The sequence below is a fragment of the Klebsiella sp. CN_Kp106 genome, assembly GCF_040064575.1.
Taxonomy (GTDB): domain Bacteria; phylum Pseudomonadota; class Gammaproteobacteria; order Enterobacterales; family Enterobacteriaceae; genus Klebsiella; species Klebsiella michiganensis.
The window spans coordinates 77,667-96,828 of record NZ_JBEAIG010000053.1; the positions used below are offsets into that span (position 1 = coordinate 77,667).

Sequence of the window (19,162 nt, forward strand, 5' to 3'; positions counted from 1 at the left end):
AAAATTGAGCCGACAGCTTCTGTAAAGTACCGTTTTGCTTCTGCTGATAATTCGACCCACAGAGGAGTTTTTTATGTCCAAGTCTGATGTTTTTCATCTCGGCCTCACCAAAAACGATTTACAAGGGGCTACGCTGGCTATCGTCCCTGGCGATCCGGAGCGTGTGGAAAAGATCGCCGCGCTGATGGATAAGCCGGTTAAGCTGGCATCTCACCGTGAATTCACCACCTGGCGCGCTGAGCTGGATGGTAAAGCAGTGATTGTCTGCTCTACCGGTATCGGCGGCCCATCGACCTCTATCGCCGTGGAAGAGCTGGCCCAGCTGGGCATCCGTACCTTCCTGCGCATCGGCACCACCGGCGCCATTCAGCCGCATATTAATGTCGGCGACGTTCTGGTGACGACCGCGTCCGTCCGTCTGGACGGCGCAAGCCTGCACTTTGCGCCAATGGAGTTCCCGGCGGTGGCTGACTTTGAATGTACTACCGCGCTGGTTGAAGCGGCGAAGTCTATCGGCGCGACCACCCATATCGGTGTCACCGCCTCTTCCGACACCTTCTATCCGGGCCAGGAACGTTACGATACCTTCTCCGGCCGCGTTGTTAGCCGTTTTAAAGGCTCGATGGAAGAGTGGCAGGCGATGGGCGTGATGAACTATGAAATGGAATCCGCCACGCTGCTGACGATGTGCGCCAGCCAGGGCCTGCGCGCCGGGATGGTTGCCGGAGTTATCGTCAACCGTACCCAGCAGGAAATTCCGAACGCGGAAACCATGAAGCAAACCGAAAGCCACGCGGTGAAAATTGTCGTGGAAGCGGCGCGCCGCCTGCTGTAGTTACCCTTTCTTCTGCCAGGGGTCGGACTCTCCGGCCCTTCTTTTTTGCGTAGCGCCTCGCAGGAAAACCCTTTCAAACTGGACGTTTGTACAGCACAATTCTATTTTGTGCCGTAAGTCGTTGCCGCAGGGGGCGTTGTGGATATCTCAATTATTATTAGTGCCGTTGTGGCGCTGGCCGTCGGGCTGATTGTCGGCTGGCTGGCGACCAAAGCGCACGCCGATCAAATTCGCGCCGATCTTATCGATGAGCGGCGCGAGCTGGATATTGAGCTGAGCGCGGCCCGCCAACGTCTGGTGCAGGAGTCACACTGGCGAGAAGAGTGTGAACTGCTCAATAACGAACTGCGCAGCCTGCGCGATATCAACGCCTCGCTGGAAGCCGATCTTCGCGAAGTGACCACCCGACTTGAATCCACTCAGCTGCATGCGGAAGACAAAATTCGCCAGATGGTGAACAGCGAGCAGCGTCTTAGCGAACAGTTTGAGAATCTGGCAAATCGCATTTTTGAGCACAGCAACCGGCGGGTGGATGAGCAGAATCGCCAGAGCCTGCACGGCCTGCTGACGCCGCTTCGCGAACAGCTGGATGGCTTTCGTCGGCAGGTGCAGGATAGCTTTGGTCAGGAAGCGCGGGAGCGCCATACTCTGGCCCATGAAATCCGCAATCTTCAGCAGCTGAATGCGCAAATGGCCCAGGAGGCGCTAAACCTGACGCGCGCGCTCAAAGGCGATAACAAAACCCAGGGCAACTGGGGCGAGGTGGTGTTGACCCGCGTGCTGGAAGCGTCCGGACTGCGGGAAGGATATGAATATCAGACCCAGGTCAGCATCGAAACGGACAACCGCGCGCGGATGCAGCCCGATGTGATTGTCCGTTTACCGCAGGGGAAAGACGTGGTGATCGATGCCAAGATGACCCTGGTGGCCTATGAGCGCTATTTCAACGCCGAAGATGATTACACCCGTGAAGCGGCGCTGCAGGAGCATATCGCTTCGGTACGCAACCATATGCGCCTGCTGGGGCGTAAAGACTACCAGCAGCTGCCGGGGCTGCGTTCGCTCGACTACGTTCTGATGTTTATCCCGGTGGAGCCCGCCTTCCTGCTGGCTATCGATCGTCAGCCAGAACTCATTAGCGAAGCGCTGAAGAACAACATCATGCTGGTGAGCCCAACCACGCTGCTGGTGGCGCTGCGGACTATCGCCAATCTCTGGCGCTATGAGCATCAGAGCCGTAACGCGCAGAAAATTGCCGAAAGAGCGGGGCGGCTGTATGACAAGATGCGCCTGTTTGTCGATGATATGTCCGCCATCGGACAGGGCCTGGATAAAGCTCAGGATAACTACCGCCAGGCGATGAAAAAGCTCGCCTCCGGACGAGGTAACCTGCTGGTACAGGCGGAATCATTCCGTGAGCTGGGCGTGGAGGTTAAGCGTGAGATTAATCCTGAGTTAGTTGAACAGGCGACGGCCCAGGATGAAGAATACCGCCTTGCGCAGGGGGGTAACCCGCCGGAAGATAACGATATTTCATCCGATCCTACGGCTACTGCCATGTTTGGGGGCGGCTCCCGGCCACGTTGAAGCGTATGGGAAGTGCGCTAAACCTGTTACACTCAACGAACATTTTCTTGATAAGCAAGCAGGCATTGAGATGGTTGAGGATTCACAAGAAACGACGCATTTTGGCTTTCAGACTGTCGCCAAAGAGCAGAAAGCTAACATGGTGGCGCATGTATTTCATTCTGTGGCCGCAAAATATGACGTAATGAACGACCTGATGTCGTTCGGTATTCATCGTTTGTGGAAGCGTTTCACCATCGACTGCAGCGGCGTCCGCCGCGGGCAAACCGTATTGGATCTGGCTGGTGGTACCGGCGATCTGACGGCGAAATTCTCTCGCCTGGTGGGTGAAACCGGCCGCGTGATGCTGGCGGACATCAACGACTCTATGCTGAAAATGGGCCGCGAAAAGCTGCGTAACATTGGTATTGTCGGCAACGTGGAATACGTCCAGGCAAACGCTGAAGCGCTGCCTTTTGCAGACAACACCTTTGATTGCATTACGATTTCTTTCGGTCTGCGTAACGTGACCGACAAAGAAAAAGCGCTGCGCTCAATGTATCGCGTATTAAAGCCGGGCGGCCGCCTGCTGGTGCTGGAATTCTCAAAACCGATTATTGAGCCGCTCAGTAAAGCCTACGATGCCTATTCCTTCCATATCCTGCCGCGCGTGGGTGAGCTGGTTGCTAAAGATGCCGAAAGCTATCGTTATCTTGCTGAATCTATTCGAATGCATCCCGATCAGGACACGCTGAAAGGCATGATGCAGGACGCAGGGTTTGAAAGCGTCGACTACTACAACCTGACGGCAGGTATCGTTGCGCTACACCGCGGATATAAGTTCTGACAGGAGGGACGCTATGCCTTTCAAACCACTGGTCACCGCCGGTCTTGAGACGGTCCTTAACACCTTCCTCTGGCGCGATCGGGCGCTGAAACCCGCGCGCCAGCGCCTGCTGGGGAAAGTGCTGCGCATCGAGCTGCAAGAGCTTTCCGATCCTGTGGTGCTGGTTTTTAGCGAACGTCAGCTGGACGTGCTGGGCGCGTGGGAAGGTGAGGCTGATTGCACCGTACGTACCCGCCTTAGCGTGCTTCCGCAATTGCGCAATCGCCAGCAGCTTACCGCGCTGATTCGTAGCGGCGATCTTGAAGTGCAGGGCGACCTGCAGGTGGTGCAAAATACCGTCACGCTGTGCGATCTGGCAGAGTTCGATCCGGCTGAACTGCTTGCCCCGTATACCGGTGATGTGGTTGCGGAAGGCTTTAGTAAAGTATTCCGCGGCGGCGCTCGCTTTCTTCTGCATGGCGCTCAACGCCAGCAGCGCTATGTCGCGGAAGCGATTACCGAAGAGTGGCGCCTGGCGCCGGGGCCGCTGGAGCTGGCCTGGTTTGCAGAGGAAACCGCTGCGGTAGAACGAACCCTGGCCGCGCTGGAAAAACGGCTGGACACGCTGGAGGGCAAATGACGCCAGGAGAATTACGGCGCCTGTATTTTATCGTCCACACCTTTTTGAGCTACGGGCTTGATGAGCTCATTCCCAAAATGCGTATCACGCTGCCGCTGCGAATCTGGCGGCGGATGCTGTTCTGGATGCCCAACCGCCATAAAGATCGTCCTCTTGGCGAGCGACTGCGCCTCGCATTACAAGAACTGGGGCCGGTGTGGATCAAGTTTGGTCAGATGCTCTCGACCCGTCGCGACCTGTTTCCGCCGCACATTGCCGATCAGCTGGCCATGCTGCAGGATCGCGTCGCGCCCTTTGACGGTCTGCAGGCCAAAAAGCAGATTGAGCAAGCCATGGGCGGCCTGCCGGTAGAAGCCTGGTTTGATGACTTCTCTGTTGAACCGCTCGCTTCCGCTTCTATTGCCCAGGTGCATACCGCGCGTCTGAAAGAGAACGGTAAAGAGGTGGTCATTAAGGTGATCCGCCCGGATATCGTGCCGGTTATCAAAGCGGATATGAAGCTTATCTACCGTCTTGCCCGCTGGGTGCCGCGTCTGTTACCGGACGGCCGTCGCCTTCGCCCGCAGGAAGTGGTTCGCGAATATGAAAAAACGCTGCTGGATGAGCTCAACCTGCTGCGTGAATCGGCTAACGCTATCCAGCTTCGCCGCAACTTCGACGAGAGCCCAATGCTTTATGTCCCGGAAGTTTATTCGGACTACTGTAGCGAAGGCATGATGGTGATGGAGCGGATTTACGGGATCCCGGTGTCCGACGTCGCCGCGCTGGAAGCGCAAGGGACTAACATGAAGCTGCTGGCCGAGCGTGGCGTGCAGGTCTTCTTTACGCAGGTTTTCCGCGACAGCTTCTTCCATGCCGACATGCATCCGGGCAATATTTTTGTCAGCCGTCATCATCCGGAAGATCCGCAGTACATTGGTATTGACTGCGGTATTGTCGGTTCGCTGAACAAAGAAGATAAGCGCTATCTGGCGGAGAACTTCATTGCCTTCTTCAACCGCGATTATCGCAAAGTTGCGGAGCTGCACGTTGATTCCGGCTGGGTTCCCGCGGATACCAACGTCGAAGAGTTCGAGTTTGCTATTCGTACCGTCTGCGAGCCTATCTTTGAAAAACCGCTGGCGGAAATCTCGTTTGGCCACGTGTTGTTGAACCTGTTTAATACGGCGCGACGTTTCAATATGGAAGTGCAGCCGCAGCTGGTTCTGCTGCAGAAGACATTACTTTACGTAGAAGGTGTAGGTCGCCAGCTCTATCCTCAGTTAGACTTGTGGAAAACGGCGAAACCGTTCCTTGAGTCGTGGATCAAAGATCAGGTGGGCATTCCGGCTCTGGTGCGGGCGTTTAAAGAAAAAGCGCCGTTCTGGATCGAAAGAATGCCGGAAATACCGGAGCTGGTTTACCAGAGCCTGCAGCAAAGCAAGCAGTTGCAGAATAGCGTCGATACCATCGTGCGCGACATCCAGGTGCGGCACGTGCGCCAGGGTCAGTCCCGCTATTTGTTCGGTATAGGCGCGGTTTTATTACTGAGTGGTACGCTGCTATTCATTCATCGTCCCGAGTGGGGCATGATGCCAGGCTGGCTGATGGCCGCTGGGGTCGTAACCTGGCTTATCGGCTGGCGAAAGACGAACTGACGGCGGCCGCCTTTATCACTGCGCATAATGTGTATAATGCGTCCTAATAATTCATCATCTGTCATAGGGGAATGTGTATGGGTGGTATCAGTATTTGGCAGTTACTCATTGTTGTCGTCATCGTGGTTCTGCTTTTTGGGACAAAAAAGCTGAGCTCGCTCGGTTCAGATTTAGGGGCGTCGATCAAAGGCTTTAAAAAGGCCATGAGCGACGAAGAGAAACCGGAAAAATCCTCCGCGCCGGATGCAGATTTCGCGGCGAAGACCCTTGCTGATAAGCCGGATGATGCAAAGAAAGACGAGACTAAACGCCACGACAAAGAGCAGGTGTAATTCGTGTTCGATATCGGTTTTAGTGAGCTGCTGCTGGTATTCGTGATTGGCCTCATCGTTCTGGGGCCACAGCGACTACCGGTAGCGGTAAAGACGGTGGTGAGCTGGATCCGCACGCTGCGGTCGCTTGCGGCTACCGTACAAAATGAAATTACCCAGGAATTAAAACTGCAGGAGTTTCAGGAAAGCCTTAAAAAGGTGGAAAAGGCCAGCCTGGACAACCTGACGCCCGAGCTAAAAGCTTCAATGGATGAACTGCGTGAAGCGGCTGAATCTATGAAGCGATCCTACTCCGCCCACGATCCTGAAAAAGCCAGCGATGAAGCCAATACCATTCACAACCCGGTCGTAAAAGGGAGTGAAGAGCAGCGCAAGGACGTGACGCCAGCGACGGCTGAACATCAGGCCAGTGCGCCAGAGCATGCGCCTGACTCCGTGTCTGAAGAACTCCCCGCTTCGCAGAGTGAAATCCCGGCAGCGAAAGTGAAAGCTGCCGTGTCGGCTTCCGATTCCTCCTCCCCTGTACCGAGTGATAAACAGTAAAAATGGGCGTAGACGATACTCAACCGCTAATTACGCATCTGATTGAGCTGCGCAAGCGCTTGATCAACAGCATTCTTGCGATTCTGGTGATTTTCCTGGCGTTAGTCTATTTCGCCAACGATATCTATCAGCTGGTTTCCGCGCCGCTGATTCGGCAGATGCCGGTCGGTGCGACCATGATCGCCACGGATGTGGCCTCGCCTTTCTTCACGCCGATCAAGCTGACCTTTATGGTATCGATAATTTTGTCGGTCCCGGTCATTTTGTATCAGGTCTGGGCCTTTGTGGCGCCAGCGCTGTATAAGCATGAACGTCGGCTGGTTATGCCGCTGCTGGTCTCCAGTACGCTGCTGTTCTATATCGGCATGGCCTTTGCCTACTTCGTCGTTTTCCCGCTGGCGTTTGGTTTTCTGACCCACGCGGCGCCGGAAGGCGTACAGGTCTCTACCGATATTCGCAGCTACCTCGACTTTGTGATGGCGCTGTTTATCGCCTTTGGCGTCTCATTCGAGGTTCCGGTGGCCATAGTCCTGCTGTGCTGGATGGGCGTCACCACGCCGGACGACCTGCGTAAGAAACGCCCCTACGTACTGGTTGGCGCATTCGTTGTCGGGATGCTGCTGACCCCGCCGGACGTGTTCTCGCAAACCCTGCTGGCGATTCCGATGTACTGTCTGTTTGAGGTCGGGGTCTTCTTCGCGCGGTTCTACACCGGTAAACGCCTGACGCGTGATGAGGATGCCGCTGCCGAAGAGGCGCAGGGCAAAGAAGAATAACGCTCAACCGCCCGTCAGGGCGGTTGCCGTATGGGAGCGATAATGTTTGATATCGGCGTAAATCTGACCAGTTCGCAGTTTTCCCGCGATCGCGACGAGGTGGTTTCCCGGGCCCGGGCGGCGGGCGTCAGCGGGATGCTATTGACGGGAACCAACCTGCATGAAAGCGCGCAGGCGCAGCAGCTGGCGCGCCGTTATTCCGGGTGCTGGTCAACGGCCGGCGTTCATCCCCACGACAGTCGCAGCTGGACGGACTCGGCGGCGGCAGCGGTCTATGCGCTGGCTCGCGAGCCGGAAGTCGTTGCGGTGGGTGAGTGCGGGCTGGATTTCAACCGCAATTTTTCGACGCCTCAGGAGCAAGAAGCGGCGTTTAGCGCTCAGCTGGCGCTGGCCGCGGAGCTGTCGATGCCGGTATTTCTGCACTGCCGCGATGCGCACGAGCGCTTCCTGGCCCTGCTGGTGCCCTGGCTTGATAAGCTCCCGGGGGCCGTTGTGCATTGTTTTACCGGTAGCCGCGAAGAGATGCGCGAATGCGTGGAGCACGGTTTATTTATTGGTATCACCGGCTGGGTATGCGATGAGCGTCGGGGGCTGGAGCTGCGAGAGCTGCTGGTCGATATTCCGGCAGAGCGCCTGCTGATTGAGACCGATGCGCCGTACCTGTTGCCGCGAGATATGCTGCCAAAACCCGCTTCTCGCCGCAATGAGCCCGCCTACCTGCCGCATATTCTGACCCGCATCGCGCAATGGCGTGGGGAGGAGGCGCAATGGCTGGAAGACGTGACTGATGCTAACGTCAGAAGACTTTTTGGCGTGGGTTTTTAAGCGCCGTCAGATTTTATAAAAGTCAGTATTTTTAACGCTCTGGAGCACCTGCTTGTTAAGCAGATTCAGCAGCAGCATCGAGCGGGCTTCGCCGTCCGGTTCGGTAAAAATAGCCTGCAGACCCTCAAAAGCGCCATCGGTAATCAGCACGCTGTCGCCTTCGTGCGGCGTTTCAGGATCGGTGATACCTTCCGGTTTGTAGATGGAAAGCTGATGAATGACGGCAGATGGCACGATAGCGGGCAGCGCGCCGAAACGCACAAAACTGTTCACACCGCGCGTGGCGCTGATGGTAGTGGTATGAATCACTTCCGGGTCGAACTCGATAAACAGATAATTTGGGAACAGGGGCTCGCTGACCGTCGTGCGTTTACCGCGGACGATTTTTTCCAGCTCGATCGTTGGCATCAGGCAATTGACGGCCTGCCGTTCAAGGTGTTCCTGGGCTCGTTCAAGCTGCCCACGTTTGCAATAAAGTAAGTACCAGGCTTGCATAATGACTCTTTCCAATGCTACTAGCTGCAAGCATAACAAAAGCCCGGTACGATCGCGAAATCATTGCGGGTGAAAACTAAATTTCAGCGTTCTTTCACGCTAATTTAACAAAAATACAGCATAGCTCCGGCGAACGCCGTATAATCACCCGCCTGTATAGAGGTCAATAACAACTCCATGAAATACCACGATCTACGCGAATTTCTGACATTACTGGAGCAGCAGGGGGAATTGAAACGGATCTCCCTGCCGGTCGATCCTCACCTGGAAATCACCGAAATTGCCGACCGCACTTTGCGAGCTGGCGGTCCGGCGCTGCTATTCGAAAATCCCAAGGGCTACGCCATGCCGGTGCTGTGTAATCTTTTCGGCACGCCGCGGCGAGTCGCGCTGGGGATGGGGCAGGAGGATGTCAGTTCTCTGCGGGAAGTGGGTAAGCTTCTGGCATTCCTGAAAGAGCCGGAACCCCCAAAAGGCTTCCGCGATCTGTTTGATAAGCTGCCGCAGTTCAAACAGGTGCTGAATATGCCGACTAAGCGTCTGCGCGGAGCGCCGTGCCAGCAAAAAATCATTCAGGGTGATGAAGTTGATTTGACTCGTATCCCGATCATGACCTGCTGGCCGGAAGATGCCGCGCCGCTGATCACCTGGGGTCTGACGGTGACCCGCGGCCCGCATAAAGAGCGGCAGAATCTGGGCATTTATCGCCAGCAGCTGATTGGCAAGAACAAGCTGATTATGCGCTGGCTATCGCATCGCGGCGGCGCGCTGGACTTCCAGGAGTGGTGCGCGGCGCGTCCTGGCGAGCGTTTCCCGGTCTCCGTCGCGCTGGGCGCCGATCCGGCAACCATTCTCGGGGCGGTGACTCCGGTTCCGGATACTCTTTCCGAATACGCTTTTGCCGGGCTACTGCGCGGCACCAAAACCGAAGTCGTGAAGTGCATCTCTAACGATCTTGAGGTGCCCGCCAGCGCGGAGATCGTGCTGGAAGGGTATATTGAAGCCGGAGAAATGGCGCCGGAAGGCCCCTATGGCGACCATACTGGCTACTACAATGAAGTGGATAACTTCCCGGTCTTTACCGTTACCCACATTACTCAGCGTGAAGATGCCATCTATCACTCGACCTATACCGGGCGCCCGCCGGATGAGCCGGCGGTACTGGGCGTTGCGCTGAACGAAGTGTTCGTCCCCATTCTGCAAAAGCAGTTTCCTGAAATCGTGGATTTCTATTTGCCGCCTGAAGGCTGTTCCTATCGCCTGGCGGTCGTCACGATGAAGAAGCAGTACGCCGGTCACGCGAAACGCGTCATGATGGGCGTCTGGTCGTTCCTCCGCCAGTTCATGTATACCAAGTTCGTTATTGTCTGCGATGACGATGTCAACGCGCGCGACTGGAATGATGTGATTTGGGCGATTACTACCCGTATGGACCCGGCGCGTGATACGGTACTGGTAGAAAATACGCCAATTGATTATCTGGATTTTGCCTCACCGGTTTCCGGTTTGGGTTCAAAAATGGGGCTGGATGCCACAAATAAATGGCCTGGAGAGACCCAGCGCGAGTGGGGTCGTCCGATCAAGAAAGATCCTGAGGTGACGGCGCGCGTCGACGCCATCTGGGATGAACTGGCTATCTTCAAATAACAGTAAGCGGGGCTACGCCGCTGTTTTGCACAATAGACCCGACAGAGGGGACGCATGACAACCTTAAGCTGTAAAGTGACCTCAGTGGAGGCGATTACCGATACTGTGTATCGCGTTCGATTAGTGCCGGAAGCGGCGTTTTCCTTCCGTGCCGGTCAGTATCTGATGGTCGTGATGGACGAACGCGATAAGCGCCCATTCTCGATGGCCTCCACGCCGTCGGAACAGGAGTTTATCGAGCTGCATATCGGTGCATCTGAACTGAACCTGTATGCGATGGCGGTGATGGATCGAATCCTGAAAGAGCGTCAAATCGAGGTCGATATGCCGCATGGCGAAGCCTGGCTGCGCGATGATGAAGAACGTCCTCTGATTTTAATCGCCGGGGGAACGGGCTTCTCTTACGTGCGTTCGATTCTGCTCACCGCGCTGGCGCGCAATCCGAATCGCGATATCGCCATCTACTGGGGCGGGCGCGAAGCGAAACATCTCTATGACCTGGCCGAGCTCGAAGCGTTAAGCCTGCAGCATCCGGGCCTGCGCGTCGAACCCGTTGTTGAGCAGCCTGACGCCGAGTGGCGTGGCCGTACCGGAACCGTACTCACGGCGGTTCTGCAGGATTACGGTACGCTGGGCGAGCATGATATCTATATCGCTGGCCGCTTCGAGATGGCGAAAATTGCCCGCGACCTGTTCTGCAACGAGCGCGGCGCGCGCGAAGATCGCCTGTTTGGCGATGCCTTTGCGTTTATCTGATAGCCGCTCTGCCGGCATCCGGGCTTTTGGCCCGGATGCTGTTGTTACCGGGCATCGCTGAAGTAAACGTACAGCGGTCGCTCGTTTTCCAGCAAACAGAGCATTTTCCCTACCGGGTTCCCTTCTTTTTCCAGCGTGGCGGCTAGCTGCGTCGCGATATGCTGGCTGCCTATCTTCTCATCATAGCGTTCGGTAGTGATATCGGTGACGGTCAGATCCTTGAACCGCTCGCTTTGCGGATCCTGCGCCATTTTACCGATCCCCCATGAGAGGCAGGCCTGAGCGTTATCCTGTTCGCTGGCGAGCGCTGCGGCAGGGAACGTCGTTAGCAAAAAAATGATGGGGATTATTTTCATGACTCTTCATTATCCTTAATGAGCGTGACGTATCCGGTGATAATAACCGAATAGCGGAAATAAAAAACCCGCCCCTGACAGGCGGGAAGAACGGCAACTAAACCCTCTCTCTTCGCCATTGTCACCATAACTGCGTTGGCTGCATTCATTCACCCGAATCACTTACTATATGTAAGCTCATCGGGATTCATTCACTTGCCGCCTTGTTCTGGCACCAATGGCTTTGAGATGACTCTTTGATTAAACCCGCTCGAATACCGTCGCGATACCCTGACCTAAACCAATACACATCGTCGCCAGGCCGAACTGCGCGTCTTTGCGCTCCATCTGATTGATCAATGTGGTGCTAATGCGCGCGCCGGAACAGCCGAGCGGATGACCCAGGGCGATCGCGCCGCCGTTGAGGTTGATCTTCTCGTCGATCTGTTCCATCAGTCCCAGATCTTTAATGCACGGCAGGATCTGCGCGGCAAAAGCTTCGTTCATTTCGAACACATCGATATCGCTGGTGGAGAGCCCGGCTTTTTTCAGCGCCAGTTTTGACGCGGGAACCGGACCATAGCCCATTATTGACGGGTCGCAGCCGACGACAGCCATCGAACGCACGCGAGCGCGGGGCTTCAGGCCCAGTTCGCGGGCGCGGCTTTCGCTCATTAACAGCATGGCTGCGGCGCCATCGGAGAGGGCGGATGAGGTTCCCGCCGTCACGGTTCCGGTTACCGGATCGAAAGCGGGTCTAAGCGCGGCCAGCGCTTCAACCGTTGTCTCCGGGCGAATCACTTCGTCGTAGCTGTAAGACTTCAGCACGCCGTCGGCGTCGTGACCGCCGGTCGGGACAATTTCCGCTTTGAATGCGCCGGATTGCGTCGCGGCCCAGGCGCGGGCGTGGGAGCGAGCCGCAAACTGGTCCTGCATCTCGCGGCTGATGCCGTGCAGGCGCGCCAGCATTTCTGCCGTCAGCCCCATCATTCCGGCGGCTTTGGCGACGTTACGGCTCAGGCCCGGATGGAAATCTACGCCGTGGCTCATCGGGACGTGGCCCATATGCTCTACGCCGCCAATCAGGCATACGCTGGCGTCGCCGGTCATGATCATGCGTGCCGCGTCGTGAAGCGCCTGCATGGAAGAACCGCACAGCCGATTGACCGTGGTGGCGGGTACCGAATGCGGGATTTCCGCCAGCAGCGCCGCGTTGCGGGCAATATTGAAGCCCTGTTCCAGAGTCTGCTGAACGCAGCCCCAGTAAATATCGTCAATCGTGCTGGCTTCAAGGGATGGGTTGCGTGAAAGCAGGCTACGCATCAGGTGCGCGGAGAGATCTTCTGCGCGCACGTGGCGAAAGGCGCCGCCCTTTGAACGGCCCATCGGGGTACGAACTGCATCGACAATGACAACCTGTTCCATTGTGACTCCTTAAGCCTTTTTCAGGTCGCCTGGCGCACGGGCAGGCTCAACCGGTGGATAGTACGGTTCGTTATGACGCGCTTTGCTGCGCAATCCTTCCGGCACGTCGTATAGCGGGCCGAGATGCTGATACTGCTGGGCCATATCGAGATATTTTGCGCTACCGAGCGTATCCAGCCAGCGGAACGCGCCGCCGTGGAACGGAGGGAAGCCCAGGCCATAAACCAGCGCCATATCGGCTTCTGCCGGGGTGGCGATAATGCCCTCTTCGAGACAGCGCACCACTTCGTTGACCATGGGGATCATCATGCGGGCGATAATCTCTTCATCGCTGAAATCACGCTTCGGCTGGCTGACTTCCGCCAGCAGGCTATCGACTGCGGTATCCTCTTCCTTCTTCGGCTTACCTTTACTGTCTTCTTTGTAGCGCCAGAAGCCGAGGCCATTTTTCTGGCCGAAACGGTTAGCGTCGAACAGCGCATCGATCGCATCGCGATAATCTTTCTGCATCCGCTGCGGGAAGCCCGCCGCCATGACCGCCTGCGCGTGATGCGCGGTATCAATGCCAACGACGTCCAGCAGATAGGCCGGGCCCATCGGCCAGCCAAACTGCTTCTCCATCACTTTATCGACTTTGCGGAAGTCCGCGCCGTCGCGCAGCAGCTGGCTGAAACCGGCGAAGTAGGGGAACAGCACGCGGTTAACAAAGAAACCGGGGCAGTCGTTGACCACAATCGGCGTTTTGCCCATTTTGCTGGCCCAGGCGACCACTTTCGCAATGGTTTCGTCCGAGCTTTTCTCGCCGCGAACGATCTCGACCAGCGGCATCCGGTGCACCGGGTTAAAGAAGTGCATACCGCAGAAGTTTTCCGGGCGCTTCAGTACGCTGGCCAACTCGCTGATGGGAATGGTGGAGGTATTCGAAGCCAGCACGGTATCCGGGCGGACTTTGTCTTCCGTTTCCGCCAGCACCGCTTTTTTCACTTTCGGATTCTCAACAACGGCTTCGACCACGACGTCCACGCGTTCAAAGCCGGCGTAATCCAGGGTTGGCTGAATAGTAGAAATGACGCCAGCCATCTTAAGACCGTCGATTTTGCCGCGCTCAAGCTGTTTATTCAGCAGCTTGGCCGCTTCGGTCATGCCCAGCGTCAGCGATTTGTCGTTGATATCTTTCATGACGACCGGCACGCCTTTCCAGGCTGACTGGTATGCAATGCCGCCGCCCATAATTCCCGCGCCCAGCACGGCCGCGTGTTTTGGCGTGTCGATATCTTTCGTCAGCTTCTTCGCTTTTGTTTTGACGTACTGATCGTTAAGGAAGATACCTACCAGCGCACGCGCCTCGTTGGTATGCGCCAGCGGAACGAAACTTTTATTTTCCAGATCCAGCGCTTCTTCGCGGCCAAAGCGGGCGGCGGCTTCGATGGTTTTAACGGCGGTAATCGGGGCCGGGTAGTGCTTCCCGGCGGTTTGCGCCACCATGCCTTTGGCGATGGTAAAACTCATCGCGGCTTCAATTTTACTCAGATGCAGCGGCTCCAGCTTCGGCTGGCGCTTCGCCTTCCAGTCCAGGTCGCCTTTAATAGCCTGACGCAGAATCGCGACCGCGCCATCGATCAGTTTTTCATGCTTAACCACGCCATCGACGAGGCCGATTTTTAAGGCCTGTTCGGCGCCAACGTCTTTGCCGGCGGCAATGATTTCCAGCGCGCTGTCCGCGCCAAGCATCCGCGGCATCCGCACCGAGCCGCCAAAGCCCGGCATGATGCCCAGCTTCGTTTCCGGCAGACCAATGCGCAGATCCGGCGTCGCCAGGCGATAATCGGTCGCCAGCACGCATTCGCAGCCGCCGCCCAACGCATAGCCGTTGACGGCGGAGATGGTCGGAACCGGCAAATCTTCCAGGCGATTAAATACGCTATTAGCGAAATGCAGCCACTGGCTGAGCTGTTCTTCGGGAACCTGGAACAGAGAAAGAAATTCGGTGATATCCGCGCCGACAATAAAAGCGGCTTTCTCGGAGCGTAGCAGCAGCCCTTGCAGATCTTTTTGTTTTTCGAGTACGTCCAGCGCTTCACCGAGGCTGGCTACGGTTGCGGTATCGAGCTTGTTGACCGAGCCGGGGGCATCAAATACCAGTTCGGCAATGCCGTCTTCCCGCCAGTCGAGGTACAGGGTGTCGCCTTTGTAGAGCATGTCAGTCTCCTGAATCCAGCAATATGATCTGGTCATACCAGATGAGACGGAGTGTGGATTTTATGTTAAGAAATTGCAAATAAGACTTTAAATAAATGCTGGTCGGATCACACCCGGTAGAGATCACCCCGTTTGAGGTCATTGTGCTAAGATGCGAAGCATCACGATCTCATAAAATCAAAGGATAAATGATGGAATCCCTTGCCGGTCTCTATAAAAATCATATCGTTACCTTACAAGAACGCACCCGCGATGTTCTGGCCCGCTTTAAGCTGGATGCCCTGCTGATCCACTCCGGTGAACTGGTCAACGTCTTCCTTGACGATCATCCGTATCCGTTCAAGGTCAATCCCCAGTTCAAAGCCTGGGTGCCGGTTACGCAGGTCCCTAACTGCTGGCTGCTGGTGGACGGCGTCAATAAACCCAAACTGTGGTTCTATCTGCCGGTCGACTACTGGCATAACGTGGAACCGCTGCCGACCTCATTCTGGACCGAAGAGGTGGATGTGATTGCCCTGCCGAAAGCGGATGGTATCGGCAGCCAACTGCCCGCCGCGCGCGGCAATATTGCCTATATCGGGCCGGTGCCGGAACGTGCGTTGGGGTTAGATATCGCGGCGGATAAAATCAACCCGAAAGGGGCGATCGATTATCTGCACTACTATCGCTCTTATAAAACTGACTATGAGCTGGCCTGCATGCGCGAAGCGCAGAAGTCAGCGGTTAACGGTCATCAGGCCGCTCATGAAGCGTTCCTCTCCGGGATGAGCGAGTTTGATATCAACCAGGCCTATCTGACCGCGACCGGCCATCGCGACACCGATGTACCGTACAGCAACATTGTGGCGCTGAACGAACATGCCTCCGTGCTGCATTACACGAAGCTGGATCATCGCGCGCCGGCGGAATTGCGCAGCTTCCTGCTTGATGCGGGCGCGGAATATAACGGCTATGCGGCGGATCTGACGCGTACCTGGGCGGCGCATGGCGATAGTGACTATGCTCAACTGATTAAAGACGTTAATGAGGAACAGCTGGCGCTGATTAGCACCATGAAGGCGGGCGTGAGCTACGTGGATTATCATGTCCAGTTCCATCAGCGTATTGCCAAACTGCTGCGCAAACATCAGATAGTCAAAGATATGAGCGAAGAAGCAATGGTGGAAAACGACCTGACCGGACCGTTTATGCCGCACGGCATTGGTCATCCTTTAGGTCTGCAGGTTCATGATGTCGCGGGTTTTATGCAGGATGATTCGGGTACCCATCTGGCCGCGCCGGCAAAATATCCTTACCTGCGCTGCACGCGCGTACTGCAGCCGCGGATGGTATTGACGATTGAACCGGGAATCTACTTTATTGAATCGCTGCTGGCGCCGTGGCGCGAAGGGCAGTTCAGCAAACACTTCAACTGGCAGAAAATTGAAGCGCTGAAACCGTTTGGCGGTATTCGTATTGAAGACAACGTCGTGATCCACGAAAACAGTATTGAAAACATGACGCGCGATCTGAAACTGGCGTAATGGAAAGCTGGTTGATACCGGCCGCGCCGGCCACCTTTGTGGAAGAGATCAAAAAGAGCCGCTTTATCACGCTGTTGGCGCACACCGACGGCGTAGCGGCGGCAAAGGCGTTTGTCGAGTCAGTCAGGGCGGATCACCCGGATGCCCGTCACCACTGCGTGGCGTGGGTCGCCGGGCCTCCGAATGACTCGCAGCAGCTGGGGTTTTCCGACGATGGCGAACCGGCGGGGACGGCGGGTAAACCGATGCTGGCGCAGCTGATGGGTAGCGGCGTCGGCGAGATAACCGCTGTCGTCGTGCGCTACTACGGTGGTATTCTGCTGGGCACCGGCGGCCTGGTCAAAGCGTACGGCGGCGGTGTGCACCAGGCGCTTGCGCTGCTGACAACACAGCGCAAGACGCCGCTGACCGCGTATACTTTGCAGTGTGAATACGGGCAGTTGGCCGGGATTGAAACGCTGTTGGCTCAGTTCTCAGGGAAAATTGTCGAAAGCGAATATCAAGCGTCTGTTCAGCTGCGCGTGGCGCTTCCTCAGGCTGAAGTGGCGCTATTTTCAGCAAAACTGGCTGATTTTAGTCGCGGTTCGTTGCAATTACTGAAGATTGACGAATAATCCCCACCTGATTTTTTTGCATATCAAAGGAAGCGCCAGAGATGCATTTTCGCGCGATAACCCGAATCGTTGGACTGCTGGTCATTTTGTTTTCGGGGACAATGATCCTCCCGGGATTAATAGCCCTGATATATCGCGATGGTGCGGGGCGGGCGTTTACCCAGACCTTTTTTGTTGCCCTGGCGATCGGTTCGCTGCTGTGGTGGCCCAACCGTCGTGAGAAGGGTGAACTGAAATCCCGCGAAGGGTTTCTCATCGTCGTGCTGTTCTGGACGGTGCTCGGAAGCGTCGGTTCGCTGCCCTTTATCTTCTCTGAACAGCCCAACCTGAGCATTACGGATGCCTTCTTTGAATCCTTCTCGGGTCTGACAACGACCGGGGCAACCACGCTGGTTGGGTTAGATTCGTTACCCCACGCCATTCTTTTCTATCGTCAGATGCTGCAATGGTTTGGCGGGATGGGGATCATCGTGCTGGCGGTAGCGATACTGCCGATACTGGGCGTCGGGGGGATGCAGCTGTATCGGGCGGAAATGCCCGGGCCGCTGAAAGATAACAAGATGCGGCCGCGCATTGCTGAGACGGCGAAAACGCTGTGGCTTATCTATGTCTTACTGACGGTGGCCTGTGCGCTGGCGCTGTGGTTTGCCGGCATGCCGGCGTTCGACGCCATCGGGCACAGCTTCTCGACGATTGCGATTGGCGGATTCTCCACCCATGACGCCAGCGTGGGCTACTTTAATAGCCCAACGATTAACTCCATTATTGCGATTTTCTTGCTGATATCGGGCTGTAACTACGGCCTGCACTTTTCATTACTCAGCGGGCGCAGCCTGAAAGTGTACTGGCGCGATCCCGAATTCCGCATGTTCATCGGCGTGCAGCTCACGCTGGTGGTGGTATGTACCCTGGTGCTGTGGCTGCATGACGTCTACAGTTCGGCGCTCATGACGGTGAATCAGGCGTTCTTTCAGGTTGTATCGATGGCGACAACGGCGGGCTTCACGACCGACAGCATTGCGCGCTGGCCGCTATTTTTACCGGTCCTCCTCCTCTGTTCGGCTTTTATCGGCGGCTGTGCCGGGTCGACTGGCGGTGGTTTGAAGGTTATCCGTATTCTTCTGCTTTTCAAGCAGGGTAACCGTGAGCTTAAACGGCTGGTACATCCTAACGCGGTATATAGTATTAAACTGGGGAACCGCGCGCTGCCGGAACGTATCCTGGAAGCCGTCTGGGGATTCTTCTCCGCCTATGCGCTGGTGTTTATCATTAGTATGCTGGCGATTATCGCCACCGGCGTGGATGATTTCTCGGCCTTTGCTTCGGTCGTTGCGACGCTGAATAACCTTGGCCCTGGGCTGGGCGTGGTGGCGGATAACTTTGCGACGATGAACCCTGTCGCAAAATGGATCTTGATTGCTAATATGCTGTTTGGTCGTCTGGAAGTGTTCACCTTGCTGGTGCTATTTACTCCGACTTTCTGGCGCGAATAACAGGAGTGCCTGTGAAAACTTTGATTCTCTTTTCTACCCGCGACGGACAGACGCGTGAAATCGCCTCCTATCTGGCATCTGAATTAAAAGAGCAGGGGATTGATGCGGACACGATCGATCTCAACCGCACCAATGAAGTGGAGTGGCCCTTATACGATCGTGTCGTCATCGGCGCATCAATCCGCTATGGTCATTTTCATCCCGCCTTAGAACGGTTTGTAAAAACGCATCTTCAGTCGCTGCAGGCGCTACCGGGCGCCTTTTTCTCGGTCAACCTCGTCGCGCGTAAGCCAGAAAAACGAACGCCGCAGACCAACAGCTACACCCGCAAGTTTCTGCTTAACTCGCCGTGGCAGCCGCAGCACTGCGCGGTGTTTGCCGGCGCGCTCCGCTATCCACGCTATCGTTGGTACGATCGGTTTATGATTCGCCTTATTATGAAGATGACCGGCGGCGAAACGGATGTCACTAAAGAAGTGGTGTATACCGACTGGCAGCAGGTGGGCAGATTTGCGCGGGAAATTGCGCAAATGACCAGCAAATAGCGCGTTAAATCACCCTGGTGATGGAAAGTTGAGCGAACGAAAAGTTTTTTGAAATTTCCCCTTGTCACTTCGGAATTACTCCCTATAATGCGCTCCCACTGACACGGAACAACGGCTTACAGCCCGCCGGGTCAGCGGGATTCAGCGATG

Annotated in this window: 19 protein-coding genes; 15 read left to right on the top strand and 4 right to left on the bottom strand. The window is 56.0% G+C overall.

The annotated features are described in order from the left end of the window. The first annotated feature begins 73 nt into the window (after nt 1-73). The 9 genes from udp to tatD all read left to right on the top strand — a co-directional run bounded on the left by udp (nt 74) and on the right by tatD (nt 7,980). Nucleotides 74-835 carry a uridine phosphorylase gene (udp, locus tag ABLU96_RS18335; RefSeq protein WP_004097583.1) on the top strand — a complete coding sequence of 254 codons (762 nt, stop codon included), beginning with the start codon at nt 74-76 and terminating at the stop codon, nt 833-835. Between the two features lie 138 nt (nt 836-973). Next, nucleotides 974-2,422 (top strand): DNA recombination protein RmuC, encoded by a 1,449-nt coding sequence (gene rmuC, locus ABLU96_RS18340; protein WP_046878124.1) that lies wholly within the window; start codon nt 974-976, stop codon nt 2,420-2,422. Between the two features lie 70 nt (nt 2,423-2,492). Further along, a complete protein-coding gene (gene ubiE, locus ABLU96_RS18345; RefSeq protein ID WP_348862697.1) occupies nt 2,493-3,248 on the top strand; it encodes a bifunctional demethylmenaquinone methyltransferase/2-methoxy-6-polyprenyl-1,4-benzoquinol methylase UbiE in 756 nt (251 codons plus the stop codon). 13 nt (nt 3,249-3,261) lie between these two features. Beyond that, a complete protein-coding gene (locus tag ABLU96_RS18350) occupies nt 3,262-3,867 on the top strand; it encodes an SCP2 domain-containing protein (RefSeq protein WP_014227479.1) in 606 nt (201 codons plus the stop codon). After that, nucleotides 3,864-5,504 carry a ubiquinone biosynthesis regulatory protein kinase UbiB gene (ubiB, locus tag ABLU96_RS18355; RefSeq protein ID WP_025108392.1) on the top strand — a complete coding sequence of 547 codons (1,641 nt, stop codon included), beginning with the start codon at nt 3,864-3,866 and terminating at the stop codon, nt 5,502-5,504. The genes ABLU96_RS18350 and ubiB overlap by 4 nt, the downstream gene beginning before the upstream one ends. Before the next feature lie 77 nt (nt 5,505-5,581). After that, nucleotides 5,582-5,836 carry a Sec-independent protein translocase subunit TatA gene (gene tatA / locus ABLU96_RS18360; RefSeq protein ID WP_025108391.1) on the top strand — a complete coding sequence of 85 codons (255 nt, stop codon included), beginning with the start codon at nt 5,582-5,584 and terminating at the stop codon, nt 5,834-5,836. Nucleotides 5,837-5,839: 3 nt separating this feature from the next. Next, the gene (tatB, locus tag ABLU96_RS18365) at nt 5,840-6,379 is read left to right on the top strand and encodes a Sec-independent protein translocase protein TatB (protein WP_014227481.1); all 540 of its coding nucleotides are present in this window, start codon (nt 5,840-5,842) and stop codon (nt 6,377-6,379) included. Between the two features lie 2 nt (nt 6,380-6,381). Next, nucleotides 6,382-7,155, top strand: coding sequence for a Sec-independent protein translocase subunit TatC (gene tatC, locus ABLU96_RS18370; protein WP_004097593.1), 774 nt, complete (start codon nt 6,382-6,384; stop codon nt 7,153-7,155). Between the two features lie 30 nt (nt 7,156-7,185). After that, nucleotides 7,186-7,980 carry a 3'-5' ssDNA/RNA exonuclease TatD gene (tatD, locus tag ABLU96_RS18375; RefSeq protein WP_162557327.1) on the top strand — a complete coding sequence of 265 codons (795 nt, stop codon included), beginning with the start codon at nt 7,186-7,188 and terminating at the stop codon, nt 7,978-7,980. Nucleotides 7,981-7,986: 6 nt separating this feature from the next. Here tatD and rfaH read toward each other — a convergent pair whose 3' ends face one another. Next, nucleotides 7,987-8,475: a transcription/translation regulatory transformer protein RfaH gene (gene rfaH, locus ABLU96_RS18380; protein WP_004097595.1), complete on the bottom strand. Its 489-nt coding sequence runs from the start codon at nt 8,473-8,475 to the stop codon at nt 7,987-7,989. Between the two features lie 177 nt (nt 8,476-8,652). Between rfaH and ubiD the strand changes: the two genes are divergently transcribed. Both ubiD and fre read left to right on the top strand, forming a co-directional pair. Then, a complete protein-coding gene (gene ubiD / locus ABLU96_RS18385) occupies nt 8,653-10,122 on the top strand; it encodes a 4-hydroxy-3-polyprenylbenzoate decarboxylase (protein WP_014227483.1) in 1,470 nt (489 codons plus the stop codon). Nucleotides 10,123-10,176: 54 nt separating this feature from the next. Beyond that, nucleotides 10,177-10,878, top strand: coding sequence for an NAD(P)H-flavin reductase (gene fre, locus ABLU96_RS18390; protein ID WP_014227484.1), 702 nt, complete (start codon nt 10,177-10,179; stop codon nt 10,876-10,878). Nucleotides 10,879-10,922: 44 nt separating this feature from the next. Here fre and ABLU96_RS18395 read toward each other — a convergent pair whose 3' ends face one another. The 3 genes from ABLU96_RS18395 to fadB all read right to left on the bottom strand — a co-directional run bounded on the left by ABLU96_RS18395 (nt 10,923) and on the right by fadB (nt 14,837). Next, nucleotides 10,923-11,234 carry a hypothetical protein gene (locus tag ABLU96_RS18395; RefSeq protein WP_025108389.1) on the bottom strand — a complete coding sequence of 104 codons (312 nt, stop codon included), beginning with the start codon at nt 11,232-11,234 and terminating at the stop codon, nt 10,923-10,925. Nucleotides 11,235-11,474: 240 nt separating this feature from the next. Next, entirely contained in the window at nt 11,475-12,638 is a 1,164-nt protein-coding gene (fadA, locus tag ABLU96_RS18400) for an acetyl-CoA C-acyltransferase FadA (protein ID WP_004097616.1), read from the bottom strand. A gap of 9 nt (nt 12,639-12,647) precedes the next feature. Continuing rightward, the gene (gene fadB, locus ABLU96_RS18405) at nt 12,648-14,837 is read right to left on the bottom strand and encodes a fatty acid oxidation complex subunit alpha FadB (RefSeq protein ID WP_064406499.1); all 2,190 of its coding nucleotides are present in this window, start codon (nt 14,835-14,837) and stop codon (nt 12,648-12,650) included. 191 nt (nt 14,838-15,028) lie between these two features. Between fadB and pepQ the strand changes: the two genes are divergently transcribed. Genes pepQ through hemG form a run of 4 tightly spaced genes read left to right on the top strand, consistent with a single transcriptional unit; the run spans nt 15,029 to nt 19,012 of the window. Beyond that, on the top strand, nt 15,029-16,360 hold the full coding sequence (pepQ, locus tag ABLU96_RS18410) for a Xaa-Pro dipeptidase (protein ID WP_009652560.1): 1,332 nt from the start codon (nt 15,029-15,031) through the stop codon (nt 16,358-16,360). After that, nucleotides 16,360-16,974 (top strand): IMPACT family protein, encoded by a 615-nt coding sequence (locus tag ABLU96_RS18415; RefSeq protein ID WP_014227487.1) that lies wholly within the window; start codon nt 16,360-16,362, stop codon nt 16,972-16,974. Before pepQ ends, ABLU96_RS18415 begins: the two co-directional genes overlap by 1 nt. Before the next feature lie 41 nt (nt 16,975-17,015). After that, nucleotides 17,016-18,467 (top strand): Trk system potassium transporter TrkH, encoded by a 1,452-nt coding sequence (gene trkH / locus ABLU96_RS18420; RefSeq protein WP_004097624.1) that lies wholly within the window; start codon nt 17,016-17,018, stop codon nt 18,465-18,467. Nucleotides 18,468-18,478: 11 nt separating this feature from the next. Further along, nucleotides 18,479-19,012 carry a menaquinone-dependent protoporphyrinogen IX dehydrogenase gene (gene hemG, locus ABLU96_RS18425; RefSeq protein WP_025108385.1) on the top strand — a complete coding sequence of 178 codons (534 nt, stop codon included), beginning with the start codon at nt 18,479-18,481 and terminating at the stop codon, nt 19,010-19,012. Nucleotides 19,013-19,162 lie beyond the last annotated feature (150 nt).